The sequence below is a fragment of the Ramlibacter sp. genome, assembly GCF_035655895.1.
Classification (GTDB): domain Bacteria; phylum Pseudomonadota; class Gammaproteobacteria; order Burkholderiales; family Burkholderiaceae_C; genus Ramlibacter.
Window position 1 is genome coordinate 127,969 of record NZ_DASRTN010000006.1, and the last position, 21,526, is coordinate 149,494.

General features: G+C 69.5%; 19 protein-coding genes. 12 read left to right on the plus strand and 7 right to left on the minus strand.

Translation table 11 applies throughout. The features are described from left to right. Positions 1 to 17 precede the first annotated feature (17 nt). Both ispH and VFE82_RS03775 read left to right on the plus strand, forming a co-directional pair. On the plus strand, positions 18 to 956 hold the full coding sequence (gene ispH, locus VFE82_RS03770; protein WP_324998904.1) for a 4-hydroxy-3-methylbut-2-enyl diphosphate reductase: 939 nt from the start codon (positions 18 to 20) through the stop codon (positions 954 to 956). Further along, complete coding sequence (locus tag VFE82_RS03775; protein WP_324998905.1) at positions 953 to 1,894, plus strand: threonine/serine dehydratase; 942 nt, start codon at positions 953 to 955, stop codon at positions 1,892 to 1,894. The genes ispH and VFE82_RS03775 overlap by 4 nt, the downstream gene beginning before the upstream one ends. 42 nt (positions 1,895 to 1,936) lie before the next feature. On the opposite strand, the gene trxB is transcribed toward VFE82_RS03775, so the two are convergent. Further along, a complete protein-coding gene (gene trxB / locus VFE82_RS03780; protein ID WP_324998906.1) occupies positions 1,937 to 2,887 on the minus strand; it encodes a thioredoxin-disulfide reductase in 951 nt (316 codons plus the stop codon). A 154-nt stretch (positions 2,888 to 3,041) separates the two neighbouring features. Between trxB and VFE82_RS03785 the strand changes: the two genes are divergently transcribed. From VFE82_RS03785 to VFE82_RS03830, 10 genes are all read left to right on the plus strand, one after another. Continuing rightward, on the plus strand, positions 3,042 to 3,716 hold the full coding sequence (locus VFE82_RS03785) for a Crp/Fnr family transcriptional regulator (RefSeq protein WP_324998907.1): 675 nt from the start codon (positions 3,042 to 3,044) through the stop codon (positions 3,714 to 3,716). A 79-nt stretch (positions 3,717 to 3,795) separates the two neighbouring features. Then, positions 3,796 to 6,126, plus strand: coding sequence for a DNA translocase FtsK (locus tag VFE82_RS03790; RefSeq protein ID WP_324998909.1), 2,331 nt, complete (start codon positions 3,796 to 3,798; stop codon positions 6,124 to 6,126). Between the two features lie 65 nt (positions 6,127 to 6,191). Next, positions 6,192 to 6,824 (plus strand): outer membrane lipoprotein chaperone LolA, encoded by a 633-nt coding sequence (lolA, locus tag VFE82_RS03795; RefSeq protein WP_324998910.1) that lies wholly within the window; start codon positions 6,192 to 6,194, stop codon positions 6,822 to 6,824. Between the two features lie 86 nt (positions 6,825 to 6,910). Continuing rightward, the gene (locus VFE82_RS03800; protein WP_324998911.1) at positions 6,911 to 7,408 is read left to right on the plus strand and encodes a sterol desaturase family protein; all 498 of its coding nucleotides are present in this window, start codon (positions 6,911 to 6,913) and stop codon (positions 7,406 to 7,408) included. Then, complete coding sequence (locus VFE82_RS03805; protein WP_324998912.1) at positions 7,405 to 8,145, plus strand: fatty acid desaturase; 741 nt, start codon at positions 7,405 to 7,407, stop codon at positions 8,143 to 8,145. Before VFE82_RS03800 ends, VFE82_RS03805 begins: the two co-directional genes overlap by 4 nt. After that, the gene (locus VFE82_RS03810) at positions 8,145 to 9,428 is read left to right on the plus strand and encodes a replication-associated recombination protein A (protein ID WP_324998913.1); all 1,284 of its coding nucleotides are present in this window, start codon (positions 8,145 to 8,147) and stop codon (positions 9,426 to 9,428) included. Before VFE82_RS03805 ends, VFE82_RS03810 begins: the two co-directional genes overlap by 1 nt. Before the next feature lie 290 nt (positions 9,429 to 9,718). Continuing rightward, positions 9,719 to 10,648: a branched-chain amino acid ABC transporter permease gene (locus VFE82_RS03815; protein ID WP_324998914.1), complete on the plus strand. Its 930-nt coding sequence runs from the start codon at positions 9,719 to 9,721 to the stop codon at positions 10,646 to 10,648. 12 nt (positions 10,649 to 10,660) lie between these two features. Then, complete coding sequence (locus VFE82_RS03820) at positions 10,661 to 11,752, plus strand: branched-chain amino acid ABC transporter permease (protein ID WP_324998915.1); 1,092 nt, start codon at positions 10,661 to 10,663, stop codon at positions 11,750 to 11,752. A gap of 9 nt (positions 11,753 to 11,761) precedes the next feature. Then, complete coding sequence (locus VFE82_RS03825) at positions 11,762 to 12,532, plus strand: ABC transporter ATP-binding protein (protein WP_324998916.1); 771 nt, start codon at positions 11,762 to 11,764, stop codon at positions 12,530 to 12,532. Next, on the plus strand, positions 12,532 to 13,248 hold the full coding sequence (locus tag VFE82_RS03830; protein ID WP_324998917.1) for an ABC transporter ATP-binding protein: 717 nt from the start codon (positions 12,532 to 12,534) through the stop codon (positions 13,246 to 13,248). Before VFE82_RS03825 ends, VFE82_RS03830 begins: the two co-directional genes overlap by 1 nt. A 124-nt stretch (positions 13,249 to 13,372) precedes the next feature. Here VFE82_RS03830 and VFE82_RS03835 read toward each other — a convergent pair whose 3' ends face one another. From VFE82_RS03835 to VFE82_RS03860, 6 genes are all read right to left on the minus strand, one after another. Beyond that, positions 13,373 to 13,978, minus strand: coding sequence for a hypothetical protein (locus tag VFE82_RS03835; protein ID WP_324998918.1), 606 nt, complete (start codon positions 13,976 to 13,978; stop codon positions 13,373 to 13,375). Between the two features lie 211 nt (positions 13,979 to 14,189). Continuing rightward, complete coding sequence (locus VFE82_RS03840) at positions 14,190 to 15,464, minus strand: M20/M25/M40 family metallo-hydrolase (RefSeq protein ID WP_324998919.1); 1,275 nt, start codon at positions 15,462 to 15,464, stop codon at positions 14,190 to 14,192. A gap of 39 nt (positions 15,465 to 15,503) precedes the next feature. Next, on the minus strand, positions 15,504 to 16,463 hold the full coding sequence (locus tag VFE82_RS03845) for a tripartite tricarboxylate transporter substrate binding protein (RefSeq protein WP_324998920.1): 960 nt from the start codon (positions 16,461 to 16,463) through the stop codon (positions 15,504 to 15,506). Positions 16,464 to 16,575: 112 nt separating this feature from the next. Then, positions 16,576 to 19,455, minus strand: coding sequence for a valine--tRNA ligase (locus tag VFE82_RS03850; RefSeq protein WP_324998921.1), 2,880 nt, complete (start codon positions 19,453 to 19,455; stop codon positions 16,576 to 16,578). A 64-nt stretch (positions 19,456 to 19,519) separates the two neighbouring features. Continuing rightward, positions 19,520 to 19,741, minus strand: coding sequence for a DUF2783 domain-containing protein (locus tag VFE82_RS03855; RefSeq protein WP_324998922.1), 222 nt, complete (start codon positions 19,739 to 19,741; stop codon positions 19,520 to 19,522). Next, positions 19,738 to 21,462 carry an FAD-dependent monooxygenase gene (locus VFE82_RS03860; RefSeq protein ID WP_324998923.1) on the minus strand — a complete coding sequence of 575 codons (1,725 nt, stop codon included), beginning with the start codon at positions 21,460 to 21,462 and terminating at the stop codon, positions 19,738 to 19,740. The genes VFE82_RS03855 and VFE82_RS03860 overlap by 4 nt, the downstream gene beginning before the upstream one ends. Positions 21,463 to 21,526 lie beyond the last annotated feature (64 nt).

Genomic DNA, 21,526 nt, shown 5'->3' on the forward strand with positions numbered 1-21,526 from the left:
GGCCGGAAGGCCTGCCGATGACTCCCCAAACCAAGGAAATCGTCCTGGCCGAGCCGCGTGGCTTCTGCGCCGGCGTCGACCGCGCCATCGAGATCGTCGAGCGGGCGCTGGCCAAGTTCGGCGCCCCGATCTACGTGCGGCACGAGATCGTGCACAACACCTACGTCGTCAACGACCTGAAGGCCAAGGGCGCGATCTTCATCGAGGACCTGGCCGACGTGCCGCCGGGCGCCACGCTGGTGTTCTCGGCGCATGGCGTGAGCAAGGCGGTCCAGAACGAGGCGCATGCGCGCGGCTTCGAGGTCTTCGACGCCACCTGCCCGCTGGTGACCAAGGTCCACATCGAGGTGGCCAAGCTGGCACGCGAGGGGTACGAGTTCGTGATGATCGGCCACAAGGGGCATCCCGAGGTGGAAGGCACGATGGGCCAGCTCGACGGCGGCATCCACCTGGTCGAGGACGTGGGCGACGTGGCACGCATCCAGCCGGCGCAGACCGAGCGGCTGGCCGTGGTGACGCAGACGACGCTGTCGGTCGACGATGCGGCCGAGATCATGGCGGCGGTGCGCCGGCGCTTCCCGGACATCCGCCAGCCCAAGCAGCAGGACATCTGCTATGCCACCCAGAACCGGCAGGACGCGGTCAAGGTGATGTCGCGCCAGGTCGACGTCGTCGTGGTCGTCGGCAGTCCCACCAGCAGCAACAGCAACCGGCTGGCCGAACTCGCGCGCAAGCTTGGTGTCGAGAGCCACATGGTCGACAACGCCGGCGAGCTGCGGCCCGAATGGCTCGAGGGCAAGAGCCGGGTCGGCCTGACCGCCGGCGCCTCGGCACCCGAGCTCCTGGTGGGCCAGGTCATCGACCGCATCCGCGAGCTCGGCGCCGTGTCGGTGCGCCGCATGGACGGCGTGGAGGAAACCATCCGGTTCCCGCTGCCCAAGGGCCTGAAGCTGTGAACCGGGCCGACATCGCCGCGGCGGCGCGGGTGTTCGAGGCGCGCTATCCGCATTTCCTCCGCCGCACGCCGCTGTGGAAGCTGCCGGGCAGCGCGCTGGGCGTCGGCTGCCGGGAGGTGTGGCTCAAGCTCGAGCACCTGCAGGCCGGCGGCAGCTTCAAGGCGCGCGGGATGCTCTGCCGCCTGCTGTCGCAGCCCATTCCGGCCAGCGGTGTCATCGTGGCCTCCGGCGGCAACGCCGGCATCGCCACGGCAGCCGCCGCGCGTGAACTGGGCGTGCGGTGCGAAGTGTTCGTCCCCACCGTCTCCAGCCCCGCCAAGCAGGCCAAGCTGCGCGAACTGGGCGCCGAGGTGGTGGTCACCGGCGCCGCTTATGCCGACGCGCTGCAGGCCTGCCTGGCGCGGCAGCGGGACACCGGCGCGCTGCTGACGCACGCCTACGACCAGCCCGAGGTCGTGACCGGCGCCGGCACGCTGGCCAGCGAGATCGAGCAGCAGGGTGGCGTGCCCGGTGCCGTGCTGGTCAGTGTGGGCGGCGGCGGCCTCATTGCCGGGGTGGCCGCCTGGTTCGGCGACAGCAGCCGGGTGGTGGCGCTGGAGCCCGAGCTCGCGCCGACGCTGGCTCGGGCGCGCGAGGCGGGCGAGCCGGTCGACGTGACGGTCAGCGGCGTGGCCGCCGATTCGCTGGGGGCCAGGCGCATCGGCGCGCTGGCCTGGGACATCACCCAGCGGACCGTGAAGGACGCGCTGTTGTTGCCGGACGACGCCATCCGCCGGGCCCAGCTCTGGTTCTGGAAGGAGATGAAGCTGGCCGTCGAACCGGCGGCGGCGCTGGGCCTGGCCGCGCTGCAAAGTGGCGCCTACGCGCCGCAGGCCGACGAATCGGTCTGCCTCATCGTCTGCGGCGCCAACGTCGACCCGGCCAGCCTGGCCGGCTGACGTCGCGCCCGGCGTGGTCGCCGCGGCGCGCGACCGGCCGGCTCACTGCTCCTGTTCGAGGAAGCGCTGCGCGTCCAGCGCGGCCATGCAGCCGGTGCCCGCGCTGGTGATCGCCTGCCGGTACACGTGGTCCTGCACGTCGCCGGCGGCGAACACGCCCGGCACGCTGGTCATCGTCGCGAAGCCCTGCAGGCCCGAGCGGGTGAGGATGTAGCCGTCCTTCATCTCCAGCTGGCCCTTGAAGATGTCGGTGTTGGGGTGGTGCCCGATCGCGATGAAGCAGCCCTTGAGCGTGATGTCCTCCGTGGCGCCGGTCCGGGTGTCCTTCAGGCGGATGCCGGTCACGCCGGTGTCGTCGCCCAGCACCTCGTCGAGTGTCTTGAACAGCTTGAGCTCGATCTTGCCTTCGGCCACCTTCTGCATGACCTTGTCGACGAGGATGGGCTCGGCCTTGAACTTGTCGCGGCGATGGACCAGGTAGACCTTGCGCGCGATGTTCGACAGGTACAGGGCTTCCTCGACGGCGGTGTTGCCGCCACCCACCACGCAGGTGTCCTGCTCGCGGTAGAAGAAGCCGTCGCAGGTGGCACAGCCGGAGACGCCGCGGCCCATGAAGTGCTGCTCGGAGGGCAGCCCGAGGTACTTGGCCGAGGCGCCCGTGGCCAGGATGAGCGCGTCGCAGGTGTAGGTGCCGCTGTCGCCCGTGAGGGTGAACGGGCGCTTGCTGAAGTCGACCGCGTTGATGTGGTCGAACACGATCTCGGTCTTGAACCGCTCCGCGTGCTCGAGGAAGCGCTGCATCAGGTCGGGACCCTGCACGCCGTGCACGTCCGCCGGCCAGTTGTCGACCTCGGTGGTCGTCATGAGCTGGCCGCCCTGCGCGATGCCGGTGATCAGCACGGGGTTCAGGTTGGCGCGCGCCGCATAGACGGCGGCGGTGTAACCGGCAGGGCCGGAACCGAGGATCAGGACTTTGGCGTGCTTGTTGCTCATGGTGGTCAGACCTGTGTGTGAAACGTCACAGGTCGGTGTACATTTCGGGACGACGGAACAAGTATCAACCGCCGCCGGCGGCCCGATGCTTGAGCGTTCTTAATCCTGCCGATTGTATGAACCCATCGTGCGGCGGCTTGCTGGAGGGAAGTGGATGTCGATGCTGTCCAACCTGGAGTTGATCCGCCGGGTTCCGCTCTTCGCGTTGTTGACAGCCAATCAGGCCGAATCCGTCGCCGACGCGGTCGTCAAGCGCCGCTTCAAGCGCGGCGAGACCGTGGTCGAGCAAGGCGAGAAGTCCAACACCCTGTTCATCATCCTCACCGGCCGGGTCCGGGTGGTCACCTCCGATAAGCGCGGCCGCGAAGTCATCCTGGCCACGCTCAACCCGGGCGACTACATCGGGGAGATGAGCCTCATCGACAACGAGCCGCATTCGGCCACGGTCCGCGCCGAGGTGCAGACCGACATGCTGTCCCTCGGGCGCGCCGAGTTCGCGCGCTGCCTGCCGGAGAACAGCTCGATGGCCTACGCCATCATGAAGGGGCTGGTCCAGCGCCTGCGCCAGGCCGACCGCAAGATCGAGTCGCTCGCGCTCATGGACGTGTACGGCCGCGTGGCGCGCGCGCTGCTCGAGTTCGCCGTCCCGGACAAGGAAGGCAACTCCCTGATCCGCGAGCGCATCTCGCGCCAGGACATCGCCAAGATGGTCGGCGCCTCGCGCGAGATGGTCAGCCGGGTCATGAAGGACCTGGAGGACCGCGGCTTCATCGAGACCCGGGAAGACGGCTCGATGCTGATCAAGGACCGCCTGAGCACGCTTGGGTAACCAACTCTTCGCGCTGGCGTTGTAAACGCCACGCGCGCAGGTGGTGTACGGCTGAGGCGGAAGGTATCCTTCCACGCGGATGACGTACTCCCTCAACACCCTGTCCCCTGCCGGCGCCAAGGGCGCCACGACCGAGCGCCCGGCGGGCGCCCGGTTCACCCACGAGGTCGTGCTGGTTGTCGGTGGGGCCGCGCTGCTGTTCTGGCTGATGGCGCTGGCGAGCTACTCGCCGCAGGACCCCGCGTTCTCGACCTCCGGCACCGGGGGCACCGTCGCCAACTGGGGCGGTCGGCTGGGCGCCTGGCTGGCCGACGGGAGCTACTTCCTGCTCGGCTATTCGGTCTGGTGGTGTTTCGCCGCCGGCGTGCGGGCCTGGCTGGCCACCCTGGCCGGCTGGATGCGGGCCGATGCGCCCGCAGCGCGCCAGCCCTGGACGCGTAGCCGGCTGGCCTTCTGGGTCGCGCTGGCCCTGCTGCTGTGCGCCAGCACGGCGCTGGAATGGTCGCGCCTGTACCGCTTCGAGGACCACCTGCCGGACCACGCCGGCGGCGTCCTCGGCTACCTCGTCGGCCCGGCTGCGGTGAACTGGCTCGGGTTCACCGGCTCGGGCCTGGTGTTCGTGGCCGCGGTGGTGGTGTGCTCCGCGGCGGTGTTCCGCTTTTCATGGTCGATGCTGGCCGAGCGCATCGGCGGCCGCATCGAGGCGCTGGTGCGGCGCCGGCGCGAGCAGCGCGAGATCGCCGAGGACGTGGCGCTGGGCCAGCAGGCGGCGCGCGAGCGCGAGGTCGTGGTCAAGGAGGAGCGCATCGAGATCGAGGAGCACCACCCCACGCCGGTGCTGATCGAGCCGGTCGTGATGGAGGTCCCCAAGAGCGAGCGCGTGGCCAAGGAACGCCAGAAGCCGCTGTTCACGGAAATGCCCGACAGCAAGCTGCCGCAGGTCGACCTCCTCGACGGGCCGCTTGCGCGGCAGGAGACGGTGTCGGCCGAGACGCTGGAGATGACCTCGCGCCTGATCGAGAAGAAGCTCAAGGACTTCGGCGTCGAGGTCCGCGTGGTGCTGGCCCAGCCGGGCCCGGTGATCACCCGCTACGAGATCGAGCCGGCCACCGGTGTGAAGGGCTCGCAGATCGTCAACCTGGCCAAGGACCTGGCGCGCTCGCTCTCGCTGGTGTCCATCCGCGTGATCGAGACCATTCCCGGCAAGAACTACATGGCGCTGGAGCTGCCCAACGCCAAGCGGCAGTCGATCCGGCTGTCGGAGATCCTGGGCTCGCAGGTCTACAACGAAGCCAAGTCGATGCTCACCATGGGCCTGGGCAAGGACATCGTGGGTAACCCGGTGGTGGCCGACTTGGCCAAGATGCCGCACGTGCTGGTGGCGGGCACCACCGGCTCGGGCAAGTCGGTGGGGATCAACGCCATGATCCTGTCGCTGCTCTACAAGGCCGAGGCGCGCGACGTCCGGCTGCTGATGATCGACCCGAAGATGCTGGAGATGTCCGTCTACGAAGGCATCCCGCACCTGCTCGCGCCCGTGGTCACCGACATGAAGCAGGCCGCCCACGGCCTGAACTGGTGCGTCGCCGAGATGGAGCGCCGCTACAAGCTGATGAGCAAGCTGGGCGTGCGCAACCTGGCTGGCTACAACGCCAAGATCGACGAGGCCAAGGCGAAGGAACAGTTCATCTACAACCCGTTCAGCCTGACCCCCGACAGTCCGGAGCCACTCGACCGCCTGCCGCACATCGTGGTGGTGATCGACGAGCTGGCCGACCTGATGATGGTGGTGGGCAAGAAGATCGAGGAACTGATCGCCCGGCTGGCGCAGAAGGCGCGCGCGGCCGGCATCCACCTGATCCTGGCCACCCAGCGTCCCAGCGTCGACGTGATCACCGGCCTGATCAAGGCGAACATCCCGACCCGCATCGCCTTCCAGGTGTCCAGCAAGATCGACAGCCGCACCATCCTGGACCAGATGGGGGCCGAGGCCCTGCTGGGGATGGGCGACATGCTCTACATGGCCAGCGGCACCGGTCTGCCGGTGCGCGTGCACGGCGCCTTCGTCAGCGACGAGGAGGTGCACCGCGTGGTGGGGTACCTCAAGGAGCAGGGCGGCGAGCCCAACTACATCGAAGGGGTGCTCGAGGGCGGTACGGTGGACGACGAGGGCGGCGGCGACCTGCTGGGCGACGGCGCCGGTGGGGGCGAGAAGGACCCGATGTACGACCAGGCGGTCGAGGTCGTGCTGAAGAACCGCAAGGCCAGCATCTCGCTGGTGCAGCGGCACCTGAAGATCGGCTACAACCGGGCGGCCCGCCTGGTGGAAGACATGGAGAAGGCCGGCCTGGTCAGCGCGATGAACGGCCAGGGGCAGCGCGAAATCCTCGTGCCCAGCCGCGCCGAGTAACCGCTGGTTGCGAACTTCGGCCAGCTGGGCGGCACCAACCGTTTCGCCACAAGCACAAGGTCCCGATGAAGAAACTGCTCGCCGCTGCCGTCCTGCTTGCCTGCGCCCTCGGCGCCCATGCCGATGGCCTGCAGGCGCTGGAGACGTTCGTGCAGTCGGCCCGCAGCGGCCGCGCCGATTTCACCCAGGTCGTCACGGCCCCGGCGCGCGAAGGCCAGGCGGCGCGCACCAAGACGTCGACCGGCACCTTCGAGTTCTCGCGGCCGAACCGCTTCCGCTTCGACTACCGCAAGCCCTTCGTGCAGACCATCGTCGCGGACGGCCAGACGCTCTGGCTGCACGACGTCGACCTCAACCAGGTGACGGCGCGCAAGCAGGCCGCGGTGCTGGGCTCCACGCCCGCCGCACTGATCGCCGCCGCGCCCGACCTGGCCAGCCTGCGCCGTGACTTCAACCTCGAATCGGCCCCCGACCGCGACGGCCTGCAGTGGGTGCAGGCCACCCCCAAGGCACGCGAGGGCCAGCTCACCAGCGTGCGGGTCGGCTTCCGCGGCGACGAACTGGCCACGCTCGAGATCCTGGACAGTTTCGGCCAGCTGTCGGTGATCCGCTTCGACAAGCTGCAGCTCAACGCGTCGGTGCCCGCCGACACCTTCCGGTTCAAGCCGCCGCAAGGCGCCGACGTGTTGCGGCAGTAGCCACCGGCCGAGCCCGCCCGCGCCGCCCGAGCCTGCGGCGCTCCGGATGGGCCCCGCGCCAGCGAACCGACCCGTAAACTGTCGCCATGCATGCCTTCGCGTGGTTCCTCGTGGCGTCGGCCGCCTTCCTGGCGATGGAGGGCGTGGCCTGGCTGGCGCATCGCTACGTGATGCACGGCTGGGGCTGGGCGTGGCACCGCAGCCACCACGAGCCGCGCCAGGGCGCCTTCGAGCGCAACGACTGGTACGCGGTGGTGGGCACGGCACTGGCCATCGGGCTGTTCCTGATTGCCGGCCATCTGCAGTCGCCTGCGCTGCAGGCGGTGGCCGTCGGGGTGACCGCCTATGGTCTGGTCTATTCGCTGGTCCACGACGGGCTGGTGCACCAGCGCTGGCCGTTCCGCTGGGTGCCGCGCGGCGGCTACCTGCGGCGGCTGGTGCAGGCGCACCGCCTGCACCATGCAGTGCGCACGCGCGAGGGCGCGCTCAGCTTCGGCTTTCTCATCGTGTCCGACCCCCGGCGGCTGGCGGCCCGGCTGCGCGCGCGCCGCGCCCCGCGGCAGGCTGGGCCGCGCGCGGCGTGACGCCGGCAGCCGCCCCGCGTGCGCAGGCCGCGATCGGGTTGTCGCTGGCTGCGGCGGTGATCGGCGCCTGGCTCGCCCTGCACGTCTGGGGCGTGTTCTTCTTCCCGCTGGAAGGGCTCTGGCTGTGGCTCGCGCCGTGGCAGGTCGCGCTGCAGACCTGGCTCGGCGTGGGCCTCTTCATCGTGGCCCACGATGCCATGCACGGCTCGCTGGCACCCGGCCATCCGCGCACGAACACCGCCGTGGGCCAGCTGTGCGTCGGTCTCTACGCCGCGTTCTCGTACCGCCGGCTGTCGGTGCAGCACCACCGCCACCATGCATTCCCCGGCACCGCCGAGGACCCCGATTTCCACGCGCAGCAGCCGTTCGCGCTGCTGCCCTGGTTCCTGCGCTTCTTCCGCACCTACTTCGGCCTGCGCGAGTTCGCGCTCGTGACCGCGGTGCTGGCAGCGTACCTGCTGGCCGGGGCCCGCCCGGCCAACCTGATCGTGTTCTGGGGCGTCCCGGCGCTCCTGAGCGCCCTGCAGCTGTTCCTGGTGGGCACCTGGCTGCCGCACCGCCACCGGGACGGGCATGATCCCGCCCATGAGTTCACCGACCGCCATCGCGCGCGTTCTCTCGACCTGTCCTGGCCGGCGTCGCTGCTGGCCTGCTTCCACTTCGGGCTGCACCGGGAGCACCACCGCATGCCGCACGTGCCCTGGTGGCGGCTGCCTGCCGTGCGCGTGAGGTCCTGATGGCAGCGCACGTTCCCCTGGCCGAGCGCCTGCGGCCGCATTCGCTGGGCGAGGTGGTGGGCCAGCAGCACCTGCTGGGCGACGGCATGCCGCTGCGCATCGCCTTCGAATCGGGCCAGCCGCACAGCTGCATCCTGTGGGGCCCGCCCGGCACCGGCAAGACCACCATCGCGCGGCTGATGGCCGACGCCTTCGACGCCCAGTTCATCAGCATCAGCGCGGTGCTGGGCGGGGTCAAGGACATCCGCGACGCGGTCGATCTGGCGCAGAAGGCGCGCGACGGCCTCGAACAGCGGCGCACCATCGTGTTCGTCGACGAGGTGCACCGGTTCAACAAGAGCCAGCAGGACGCCTTCCTGCCGCACGTGGAGTCGGGGCTGTTCACGTTCATCGGCGCCACCACCGAGAACCCGTCGTTCGAGGTGAATTCGGCGCTGCTGTCGCGGGCCGCCGTGTACGTGCTGCAGCCGCTGTCGGAAGCCGACCTCGAGCAGATCGTCGGCAAGGCGCAGGCGATCGGCGCGGTGCCGGCGATGGAGGATGCGGCCCGGGCCCGGCTGATCGCCTATGCCGACGGCGACGCCCGCCGCCTGCTCAACACGCTGGAGACGCTCGCGGTGGCGGCCGGCAAGGAGAAGCTCGAGGCCATCACCGACGCGTGGCTGCTCAAGGTGCTGGGCGAACGCATGCGCCGCTACGACAAGGGCGGCGAGCAGTTCTACGACACCATCAGCGCCCTGCACAAGTCGGTGCGTGGCTCCGACCCGGATGCGTCGCTCTACTGGTTCGTGCGGATGCTCGACGGCGGTGCCGACCCGCGCTACATGGCACGGCGCCTCGTGCGCATGGCCAGCGAGGACATCGGCCTGGCCGACCCGCGCGCGCTGCGGCTGGCCCTGGATGCCGCCGAGACCTACGAGCGCCTCGGCTCCCCGGAGGGCGAACTGGCCCTGGCCGAATGCGTGGTGTACCTGGCGATGGCCCCGAAGTCCAACGCCGTCTACAAGGCGTTCAACGAGGCCAAGGCGTTCGTGCGCAAGGACGGGACCCGCCCCGTGCCGCTGCACCTGCGCAATGCGCCCACCAAGCTGATGAAGGACCTCGACTACGGCAAGGGCTATCGCTACGCCCATGACGAGGAAGGCGGCTTCGCCGCCGGCGAGAGCTACTTTCCCGACGGCATGCAGCCGCCCTCGTTCTACCGGCCGGTGGACCGTGGCCTGGAGATCCGCATCGCGGAGAAGCTGCGCGAGCTGAAGGACCGCAACGCCCGCCAGGGGTGACCCTCCGCCCGCGGCGCCCCATGGCAGGGCGGTGCGGGTGGGGACCGGGTGACCGGCGGCCGGCGACCCGGCGCCGGCGCAAAGGGTAAACCCCGCGCCAGGCCGCGTTTTCACCTCGAAGCGCTTGGCTACAATCCGACGCGCATCGAACCCGTCCTGCGTGCATGGCGGGTTTTTTGCTAGATGGCTGGCAAGGCCCACGAGGCCGCACCGGCAGCCAGATCCAGGCCCGGACACAGGAACGGGCCGTCCGGCGCGATGCGGCCGGCCACGAAACGGAGAAACTTGTCATGGAAATCCTGCTGCAGCAGATCATCAACGGTCTGGTCCTCGGCAGCATGTACGCGCTGGTGGCCCTGGGCTACACCATGGTGTACGGCATCATCAATCTGATCAACTTCGCGCACGGCGAGGTGCTGATGGTCGGGGCCCTCACCAGCTGGGCGATCATCGTCAGCATGCAGGAGTCCATGCCCTGGATGCCGGGGTGGCTGGTGCTGCTGCTGGCGATGGTGATCTCGTGCATCGTCGCCGCGGCGCTGAACTTCGCCATCGAGAAGGTCGCCTACCGCCCGCTTCGCAACAGCCCCAAGCTGGCACCGCTGATCACCGCTATCGGCATGTCGATCCTGCTGCAGACGCTGGCGATGATCATCTTCAAGCCGAACTACAAGCCGTATCCCACGCTGCTGCCGGCTGCGCCGCTGCAGGTGGGTGGTGCCGTGATCACGCCCACGCAGATCATGATCCTGGGCCTGACGGCCGTGTCGCTGGCGGTGCTGATGTACCTGGTCAACTACACCCGGCTCGGGCGCGCGATGCGCGCCACCGCCGAGAACCCACGCGTTGCGGCGCTGATGGGCGTCAAGCCCGACATGGTGATCTCGGCCACCTTCGTGATCGGCGCCGTGCTGGCCACCATCGCCGGCATCATGTACGCATCGAACTACGGCACGGTGCAGCACACCATGGGCTTCCTGCCCGGCCTGAAGGCATTCACCGCCGCGGTGTTCGGCGGCATCGGCAACCTGGCCGGCGCGGTGGTGGGCGGGCTCCTGCTCGGCCTCATCGAGTCGATCGGCTCCGGCTACATCGGCGTGGTCACCGGCGGCGTGCTGGGCAGCCACTACAGCGACATCTTCGCGTTCATCGTGCTGATCATCATGCTCACGCTGCGGCCCTCCGGCCTGCTGGGCGAGCGCGTGGCCGACCGGGCCTGACGGGAGACACACATGCAGAACAAACGCATCGTCTGGGTCCTGTCGGGCGCCGCCCTGATCCTGCTGCCGCTCCTGCTGCAGTCCATGGGCAATTTCTGGGTGCGGATCGCCGATTTCGCGCTGCTCTACGTGCTGCTGGCCCTGGGCCTGAACATCGTGGTGGGGTTCGCCGGCCTGCTGGACCTGGGCTTCGTCGCCTTCTTCGCGATCGGCGCCTACATGTACGGCCTGATGGCGTCGCCGCACCTGTCGGACACCTTCCCCTGGTTCGCGGCCATGTTCCCGACCGGGCTGCACACGTCGATCTGGCTGGTGATCCCGCTGGGCGCGCTGCTCGCCGGCATCCTGGGCATCCTGCTCGGGGCGCCCACGCTCAAGCTGCGCGGCGACTACCTGGCGATCGTGACGCTCGGCTTCGGCGAGATCATCCGGGTGTTCCTGAACAACCTGGACCACCCGGTCAACATCACCAACGGCCCCAAGGGGCTGAGCCAGATCGACTCGATCCGGCTGTTCGGGGCCAACCTCGGGCGGCCCCTGGAGATCGGCAGCTACACGCTGTCGGCGGTGACGCTCTACTACTACCTGTTCCTGGCGCTGGTGCTCATCTCCGTCCTCATCTGCCATCGGCTGGAACTCTCCCGCATCGGCCGCGCCTGGATGGCGATCCGCGAGGACGAGATCGCGGCCAAGGCGATGGGCATCAACACCCGCAACATGAAGCTGCTGGCATTCGGCATGGGCGCCACCTTCGGCGGCGTGTCGGGCACCATGTTCGCGGCCTTCCAGGGCTTCGTCTCGCCCGAGTCGTTCAGCCTGATGGAGTCGGTGATGATCGTCGCGATGGTGGTGCTCGGCGGCATCGGCCACCTGCCCGGGGTGATCCTGGGCGCGGTGCTGCTGTCGGCCATGCCGGAGGTGCTGCGCTGGGTCTCGGGCGTGTTCGACCTGCAGCGCCTGACCGACGGCCGCCTGGATGCCTCCATCCTGCGCCAGCTGCTGATCGCGCTGGCCATGATCATCATCATGCTGCTGCGCCCGCGTGGCCTGTGGCCCACCCCCGAGCACGGCAAGGCCCTGCCGGCCAACGGTTCCGGCAAGTGAGGAGCGGGCATGACTGACACTGTTCTCCGTGTGGCCGGGATCTCCAAGCGCTTCGGCGGCCTGCAGGCGCTGTCGGACGTCGGCGTCACCATCGAACGCGGCCAGGTCTATGGGCTGATCGGCCCCAACGGCGCCGGCAAGACCACGTTCTTCAACGTGATCACCGGCCTGTACACGCCGGACAGCGGCACTTTCGAGCTGGCCGGCAAGCCCTACACCCCGTCGGCGGTGCACGAGGTCGCCAAGGCGGGCATCGCGCGCACCTTCCAGAACATCCGCCTCTTCGCCGACATGACGGCGCTGGAGAACGTGATGGTGGGCCGCCACATCCGCACCGGCTCCGGCCTGCTGGGCGCCATCTTCCGCACGCCGAAGTTCGTGCAGGAGGAGGCGGCCATCGCCAAGCGCGCGCAGGAACTGCTCGATTACGTGGGCATCGGCCGCTACGCCGACTACAAGGCCCGCACGCTGTCCTATGGCGACCAGCGCCGCCTCGAGATCGCCCGCGCGCTGGCCACCGATCCGCAGCTGATCGCGCTGGACGAGCCAGCGGCCGGCATGAACGCGACCGAGAAGGTGCAGCTGCGCGAGCTGATCGACCGCATCCGCAACGACGACCGCACCATCCTGCTGATCGAGCACGACGTGAAGCTGGTGATGGGCCTGTGCGACCGCGTCACCGTGCTCGACTACGGCAAGCAGATCGCCGAGGGCACGCCGGCCGAGGTGCAGAAGAACGAGAAGGTCATCGAGGCCTATCTGGGAACGGGAGGCCACTGATGGCGGACGTGCTGTTGAAGGTGAGCGGCCTGAAGGTCGCGTACGGTGGCATCCAGGCCGTCAAGGGCGTGGATTTCGAGGTCCGCGAGGGCGAGCTGGTCACGCTGATCGGCTCCAACGGCGCCGGCAAGACCACCACGATGAAGGCCATCACCGGCCTGCTGGCCATGAACGCCGGCGACATCGAGTACCTGGGCCGCAGCATCAAGGGCCGCGGCGCCTGGGACCTGGTCAAGGACGGCCTGGCCATGGTGCCGGAGGGTCGCGGGGTGTTCACCCGCATGACCATCACCGAGAACCTCCAGATGGGCGCGCACATCCGCAAGGACCGCGCCGAGATCGCCAGCGACCTGGACAAGGTGTTCACGATCTTCCCCCGTCTGAAGGAGCGCCGCGACCAGCTTGCCGGCACCATGTCGGGCGGCGAGCAGCAGATGCTGGCGATGGGACGTGCCCTCATGAGCCGGCCGAAGGTGCTGCTGCTGGACGAGCCCTCGATGGGGCTGTCGCCCATCATGGTCGACAAGATCTTCGAGGTGGTGCGCGAGGTGTACGCGCAAGGCGTCACCGTGTTGCTGGTCGAGCAGAACGCCAGCCGCGCGCTGCAGCTGGCCAACCGTGCGTACGTGATGGAGTCGGGCAGCATCACGATGAGCGGCGATGCCCGCCAGATGCTCAGCGACCCGAAGGTCCGCGCCGCCTATCTGGGCGAGTGACGCGCGTCGGCACCGCGCGGTGCCGGCATCGACCAGCGGATGGCCAGGGCCGGGAGCCAGCTGCGACCTGGGCTGCCGTGCCGGTGCCGGTGCCGGTGCCGGTGCCGGAGCCGCAGAACACCGGTCAGTACCGGTACTGCAGGCCCAGGCTGGTGTTGCGCACCGAATCGCGGTTGCCGCTGCCCAGCCGCAGGTCGTGGTTGTCCCAGCTGAAAGTGGCCGACAGGCGCGGGGTGACGCTCATGCTCAGGCCGGCGCCGAACGACAGCCCGTAGCCGGTTTCGCCCAGCGGTCCGGCCAGGGCCGCCCGGCCGGAGGCGTCGGGCACGCCGTAGGTGGTGCCCAGGCGGCCGAACACCGAGAAGCTGCTGCCGAACAGCGGCTTGCGGCCCACCAGACTGAGATTGAGGCCCTGGCGAACGCCGCCGGGCAGCGTGTCGGGCGCAAGGCCCAGCTGGAGCGTGCCCAGCTCCACGCTCCAGCGCAGGGTGCGTGCGTCCGTGGTGGCGGCCAGCGCCGCTTCGGGATCGCGGCAGGGCAGCAGCGAGGCGCCGCAGCCGATGGGCACCTGCACCCGGGCCGGGTTGAGGCCGAGGCCGCCGGATCCGACCCGCCCGCTGCCACCCGGCTCCGGGCCAGCCGGCGCAAGTTGGGCGGCTGCGCCGCCGGCGGCCAGCCACGTCGTGGCCAGCCACAGTGCTCCCCGATGCAATCCGAACCCTCGTCCCATGGCGCCGCTCCTGCGTGCTGTGTTCTGGGAACAATGTACGTCGGCGCTAGCTCGGCGGTTGTCAGACAAACCGCACAAGAGAGGAGACGCCGCAGCGGCGGCCGTGGACGTGGGTGACCGCTTCCGTGCTGGCTCAGCCGGTGAACGGGTAGGCGATGGCTGAGTTGACCGACCGCTGGTCGGATGTGTGGGGGAAACCCCTCATCCCGGACTAGCGGCTCTTGCCGGCCAGGTCCATCACCATGCGCGTCGCGAGGTAGAGGCGCGGCCGGATCGAGTCGACCAGCACGTACTCGGCGTTGTTCGAATGCGCGCCGAAGCCCTGCAGCCCGAAACGCTCGACCACCGGCGACTTGGTCTCCAGTGCAGCGAACGCCGCGTCCGTGCCGCCGCCCTCGGGCTCGGGATCGACAACCAGGTCCTTGCCCAGTTCCTTGTAGATCCGCTGGGCCTGCGCGCCGAGCGCGCGCGAAGCGTCGGTGGCCTCCAGCGGCGGGCGGCGGTTCTCCAGTTTCACTTCCACGTCGGACTCGGGCAGCAGCTTGTTGCGGATGCGCTCGCGCATCTTGGCCTCCACCGCCGTCAGGTCGCTCACCTTCAGCAGCCGGATGTCGGCCCAGGCCTGCGCGCCGGGCGGGATCATGTTGCGCACGACGCCCGCCTTGGCGACGGTCCAGTTGACCTTCAGGCCGCGCTCGGGCACCGACAGGTCGCGCAGCTGCAGCAACTGGTGCGACAGCTCGTACAGGGCGTTCACGCCGCGCTCCGGCGCGCTGCCCGCGTGCGATGCGCGGCCGCGCACGGTGATGGTGGCCAGGGCGATGCCGCTGGTGGCCAGCGCGACCTTGTCCTGGTCGATGCGCGACCCCTCGAACGACATCACGGCGTCGTGCTCGCGGCCCATCTGCGCGAACAGCTTGCGCGAGGCCGGCGAGCTGAGCTCCTCGTCGCCGTTGATGAACACGGTGAGGGTGCCGTAGTCCTTCACGTTCAGCGCCTGCAGCATCGCGATGGTGTGCAGGATCACGGCCACGCCCTGCTTGTCGTCGGCGATGCCCAGGCCGTAGGCCTTGTTGCCGTCGACGCGGAACGGCTGCTGCGCACCCATGCCCTCCGGGTACACGGTGTCCATGTGCGCGATCAGCAGGATCTTCCGGGTGCCGGTGCCCTTGAAGGTCGCGCGCACCATGCGGCCGATGCCGGCCGCCTTCTCGGGCGTGTCCTCCATGCGGTAGACGTCGGCTTCGACCGGTTCGATGAACTCGACTTCGCCGCCGAGGGACTTCAGGCGGTCGGCGATCAGGGCCGAGAGCTTGTCGAGGCCGGCGCGGTTGGTGCTGCCGGACTCGATCTCGACCAGCGACTTCAGCGTGGCCAGCAGCTTGGGCTGCTCGGTCGCGGCCAGGTCCCACACGGGCTTGACGGGTTCGGACCAGGCGGCGCCGGCCACGGCGAGGGCGCAGAAGAGGAGGGTGGGTTTCTTCATGGGAGGGACAGTTCGTTGTGGTGGGGGCGGAAGCAGGAATCAGTCCACCTTGGCGCCGGAGGCCTTGACCACCTTCTGGTACTTGGCCAGCTCCGCGCGCATGAAGGCCTGGAACTCCTCGGGGGTCGTGGGCACGGGTTCGGCCAGCAGGCCCGCGAAGCGGGTGCGGGTCTCCTCGGACTTCAGGGCGGCCACGAACGCCTGGTTCAATCGCTGCAGGGTGTCGCGTGGGGTGCCGGCGGGCGCGACCAGTCCCCACCAGGTGTCGATCGAGAACCCCTTGAGCGTGTCGGCCACCGCTGGCACGCCGGGCAGGCCCGGCGAGCTGCGCAGCGTGGTCACGGCCAGCGCCTTGAGCTTGCCCGAGCGGATGTTCGGGGCCGCGGTCGCGAGGTTGTCGAAGTTGAAGTCGACCTGCCCGGACAGCAGCGCCAGCTGCGCGGGGTTGCCACCGTTGTAGGGGATGTGCACCGCGAAGATGCCGGCATCGCGCTTGAACATCTCGCCAGCGAGGTGCCCTGCACTGCCGTTGCCGCCGCTGCCGTAGTTGAGCTTGCCCGGATTGGCCCTGGCATAGGCGATCAGGTCGCCCAGCGTGTCGATCCGCAGGCGGGTCGCCGTCTCGGCATTGACCACCAGCACGTTGGGCACGCGCACCATCTGGGTGATGGCGGCGAAATCCTTGGCCGCGTCGTAGGGCATCTTGCTGAACAGCCACGGATTGATCGCGTGGGTGGCGACGGCGGAGATGCCGATCGTCAGTCCGTCGGGGGCGGCCTTGGCCACGGCGTCCGCGCCGATGTTGCCCCCGCCGCCCGGCCGGTTCTCGATGATGACCGTGCCCAGCGAATCCTTCACCCGCTCGGCCAGCACCCGTGCCGTGACGTCGATCGGGCCGCCAGGCGCATAGGGAACGATCAGGCGGATCGGGCGCGCTTGCGCCAGGGCGGGCAGCGCCGCCGCGGCGGCGCCCGAGAGGAGGAGGTGTCTGCGCTTCATGGCCCGCTATTGTGCGCAACCCGGCACGGGCCCGTCCCCGCACTTGCCCCACCCACCGCGCCGCGGCGCATCGCGGCCGACCGACGTCATGGCGCCCGCCGCGCCGCCGCCGTCAGCCCAGGCGGGCCAGCTGCTCCTGCAGCCGCGCGAGCGTGGCGCCGAACTCGGCGATGCGCTTGCGCTCCTGCTCGATCACGGCGGGCGGGGCCTTGGCGACGAACGCCTGGTTGGCCAGCTTGGCATTGGCCTTGGCCACCTCACCCTCGAGCCGGGCCGCTTCCTTGGACAGCCGCGCCTTCTCGGCGGCCACGTCGATCTCCATGTACAGGCACAGGCGCGAGTCGCCCACGACCGCCACCGGCGCGGCCTTGGCTGCCGCCGCCCACGCGGCCTCGTCGTCGAACACCTTCACCTCGCTCAGCTTGGCCAGGGCCTGCAGCACGGGCGCCGCTTCGCGCAGGAAGTCCGCATCGCCCACCGCGTACAGCGGCAGCCGGGTGCCCGGCGAGACGTTCATCTCGCCGCGCAGCTGGCGGCAGCTGTCCACCAACGCCTTCAGGCGGTCGACCCAGGCGACGGCCTGCGGGTCGATCTTCTCCAGCTGCGCCTGCGGATAGCGGGCGATGCTCACCGATTCGCCCGGCAGCCCGGCCACCGGCGCCACCTTCTGCCACAGCTCCTCGGTGATGAACGGGATGACCGGGTGCGCCAGCCGCAGGATCGCCTCGAGCGTGCGGATCAGCGTGCGGCGGGTGGCGCGCTGGCGCGGCTCGTCGCCGGCCTTGGCCGCCTCGCGCAGCTGCACCTTGGCGATCTCCAGGTACCAGTCGCAGTACTCGTTCCAGACGAAGTCGTAGATGGCATTGGCGACGTTGTCCAGCCGGTAGTCGGCGAAGCCCTGCGCGACGGCGGCCTCGGCCTTCTGCAGGGCCGAGCTGATCCACCGGTCGGCCTGGCTGAACTGCAGGTAGCCGTGAGCCGGGCCGCCGGGCTGGCATTCGGCCTTGGTGTGCTCCTTCAGGCCACAGTCCTGGCCTTCGCAATTCATCAGCACGAACAGCGAGGCGTTCCAGAGCTTGTTGCAGAAGTTGCGGTAGCCCTCGCAGCGCTTGGCATCGAAGTTGATGCTGCGCCCCAGCGATGCCAGCGAGGCGAAGGTGAAGCGCAGCGCGTCCGCGCCGTAGGCCGGGATGCCCTCCGGGAATTCCTTCTCCGTGTTCTTGCGCACCTGGGGCGCCGTCTCGGGCTTGCGCAGGCCGGTCGTGCGCTTTTCCAGCAGCGGCGGCAGCGCGATCCCGTCGATCAGGTCGACCGGATCCAGCACGTTGCCTTCGGACTTGCTCATCTTGCGTCCCTGGGCATCGCGCACCAGGCCGTGGATGTACACGTCGCGGAAGGGCACCTGCCCGGTGAAGTGGGTGGTCATCATGATCATCCGGGCGACCCAGAAGAAGATGATGTCGTAGCCGGTCACCAGGACGGTGGACGGCAGGTACAGCTCGAGGTCCCGGGTCCTGTCGGGCCAGCCGAGCGTGGAGAAGGGCACCAGGGCCGAGGAATACCAGGTGTCCAGCACGTCCTCGTCGCGGCGCAGTTGCTTGCCCGGCGCGCGCGCCTGGGCCTCCTGCTCGCTGCGGGCGACGTAGACCTGGCCGTCCTCGTCGTACCACGCCGGGATCTGGTGGCCCCACCAGAGCTGGCGCGAGATGCACCAGTCCTGGATGTTGTTCATCCACTGGTTGTAGGTGTTGACCCAGTTCTCCGGCACGAAGCGCACCTGGCCGGACTGCACCGCGTCGATGGCCTTCTGCGCGATCGACTTGCCCGTGGGATCCTGTCCGCTGACCTTGGTCATGGCGACGAACCACTGGTCGGTCAGCATGGGCTCGACCACCTGGCCGGTGCGGGCGCAACGGGGCACCATCAGCTTGTGCTTCCTGGTCTCGACCAGCAGCCCCTGCGCCTCCAGGTCGGCCACCACCTGCTTGCGCGCCACGAAGCGGTCGAGCCCCCGGTACGCCGCGGGCGCGTTGTCGTTGATCTTCGCGTCCAGCGTCAGCACGCCGATCATCGGCAGGCCATGGCGCTGGCCGACCGCATAGTCGTTGGCATCGTGCGCTGGGGTGACCTTCACCACCCCGGTGCCGAACGCGCGGTCGACGTACTCGTCGGCGATGACGGGAATGTCGCGCCCGACCAGGGGCAGCCGCACGGTCCTGCCGACCAGCGCCCGGTAGCGCTCGTCCTCGGGATGCACCATCACCGCCACGTCGCCCAGCATGGTCTCGGGACGCGTGGTCGCGACCGTGAGCGAGCCGCTGCCGTCCGACAGCGGATAGCGGATGTGCCAGAGGAAGCCGTCTTCCTCCTCGCTCTCCACCTCCAGGTCGCTGACCGCGGTCTTGAGCTCCGGGTCCCAGTTCACCAGCCGCTTGCCGCGGTAGATCAGGCCCTGTTCGTACAGCCGCACGAAGGTCTCGGTGACGATGCGCGACAGCCCCTCGTCCATCGTGAAGTACTCGTGCGACCAGTCGACGCTGTCGCCCATGCGGCGCATCTGCGTGGTGATGGTGTTGCCCGATTTCTCCTTCCACTCCCAGACCCGGGCCACGAAGTTCTTGCGGCCCAGGTCGTGCCGGCTCTGGCCCTGCTCCTGCAGCTGCCGCTCCACCACGATCTGCGTCGCGATGCCCGCGTGGTCGGTGCCGGGCACCCACAGCGTGTTGAAGCCGCGCATTCGGTGGTAGCGCGTCAGGCTGTCCATGATGGTCTGGTTGAACGCGTGGCCCATGTGCAGCGTGCCGGTGACGTTGGGCGGCGGCAGCTGGATCGAGAACGACGGTTCGCCCTCGGCCGGCGCTCCGGTGCCGCGATGGCCGGCGTGGGCGTAGCCCTTGCGTTCCCACAGGGGGCCCCAATGCGCCTCGATCGGGGCGGGTTCGAAGGACTTGGACAGGCTGTTCAGGCCGGGCTGGGCAGGGGTGTCGCTCATGGCGGGCTCGAAAACGACAACGGCACCCGAGGATGCCGTCGCGGTGGTGTGGGAAGGCCCGATTTTATTCGGGCCGCGCCGGGCGCCGCCCGCCGCCGTTCTCCGGCAGCCGGGCCGCGGCTTCGACGCACTCGCGCAGCACGCCGGCGTCACCGATCTGGTTGGCCAGCAGCAGCACGAGGCGGGCGTTCAGCAGGTCGGACTGCTCGCGGCTGAGGCCGGCATGCGCGTCCAGCAGCTGCTCGTAGAACGCGTCGGCGTCCTGGAAATGCAGGGTGGTCTTCATTCGGCGGCTCCTGCGGCGCCCAGCGCGCGGGCCACGGCCTCCACCACCACCGCGTCGATGCTCTCCCCCGTGGCGGCGACGTAGGCGTCGGGCCGCACCAGTGCCCAGGCGTGGCCGAACACGTGGCAGGCGCCCTGCAGGTGGCCCTGGGGGTCGCGCACGTGCTCGAGCGCGCCCGGCCGGTCGTGCGGTCCGAGCACCTGCACACAGCGCAGCGGCGCCGCCTGCACCAGGGCGCGCACCCGCGCAAGCCCGGCACGGCCGGGATCGCCGAACACCAGCAGCAGCAGCCGGCCGGCGGCCCAGAGCAGCAGGTCGTTGACCACGCCGGTCGAGCCGTCCGACCAGGCGAACGACACGTTCTGCACCGACTGGCCGCCGGTGCTGTCGCACACGCTGGAGCGGGTGTACGGGTTCGCGACCGCCATGCGACCGGTGTTCACCAGCTGCCGGGCGAACGGGTACTGCCGGGCCAGGCCGAGCGCGGCATCCCGGAACAGGCGCTCGGCGCCTTCGGCCGGGCGCAGGAAGCGCGCCGTGCGGTTGGTCACCTGCACGTTCTGCCGGGCCGCCTCGTGGCGCTCCTCGTGGTAGCTGTCCAGGAGCGTGGCGGGCGCACGGCCCTGAAGCACGGCGGCCAGCTTCCACGCCAGGTTGTCCGCGTCGGCGATCCCGGTGTTGCCGCCCCGCGCGCCGAACGGGCTGACCACCTTGGCGGCGTCGCCCATGAAGAACAGCCGGCCATGCCGCATCGCGTCGATGCATTCGCTGCGGTAGGCATAAGGCCCGACCCAGACGATCTCGATCTCGCAGTCGGCGCCGAACTGGCGCGCCAGCCGCTCGCGCACCACCTCCTCGCGGCTGACCTCCTCGGGGTCGGCGTCGGGCGGCATCTGGTAGTCGATGCGCCAGACGTCGTCGCCCATCAGGTGCTGCCAGACGGCCCGGTTCTCGTTGAACGGCGCCTCGATCCACGTGTGCCGCTCTGCCGGCGGCCGCTTGGTGAAGCGCACGTCGGCGATGCACCAGCGGTCGTCGCCCTTGCGTGCCGTGACGCTGGCGCCCACCCACTGCCGGAACGGGCTGCGGCAGCCGGTGGCATCGACCACGTGCTCCGCGGTGATCGTGTAGTCGCCGGCCGGCGTGCTCACCGACAAGGTGGCACGCTGCGCGTCCTGGGTGAAAGCGGTGACGCGGTTGTGCCAGCGCAGCTCGACGCCGCCAAGCGCCTGGACCTGCTCGACCAGGTAGCCCTCGATGTAGAACTGCTGGATGTTGATGAAGGGCGGCTGGCTCGACAGGTTGTAGGCGCTGTGCTGGCGCAGGTCGAACGAATAGACCTCGTCGTGGCCGGCGAAGGTGCGTCCGACGCTCCACTGCACGCCCTTGCGGGCGATGCGTTCGTAGACGCCCAGCCGGTGGAAGATCTCCAGCGACTTCTGGGTGTAGCAGATGCCGCGCGAGGAGGCGCCCTTGACGCCCACCGTGTTGTCCTCGTCGAGCAGCACGGCCGGCACGCCGTAGCGCGCCAGGGCGCAGGCCAGTGTCAGGCCCGCAAGGCCCGCGCCGACGATGACCACCGGGTGGTGCGCGACCTCGCCGGTGCGCAGCTCCACCGGTTCAAGGAAGGGATATTCGGGCAGCTCGTACCCGCGGCCGCCGGCGAATTCATAGCCGTTGGTGAAGGTGGTGTCGGCATAGCCGGTGCGCAGCTCGTCCATCGGTGTTCTCCTGGTCCCGGTCCTCGCCGCCGCGGCGGCGAGGCGCGACGTGCACGGGGGCGGC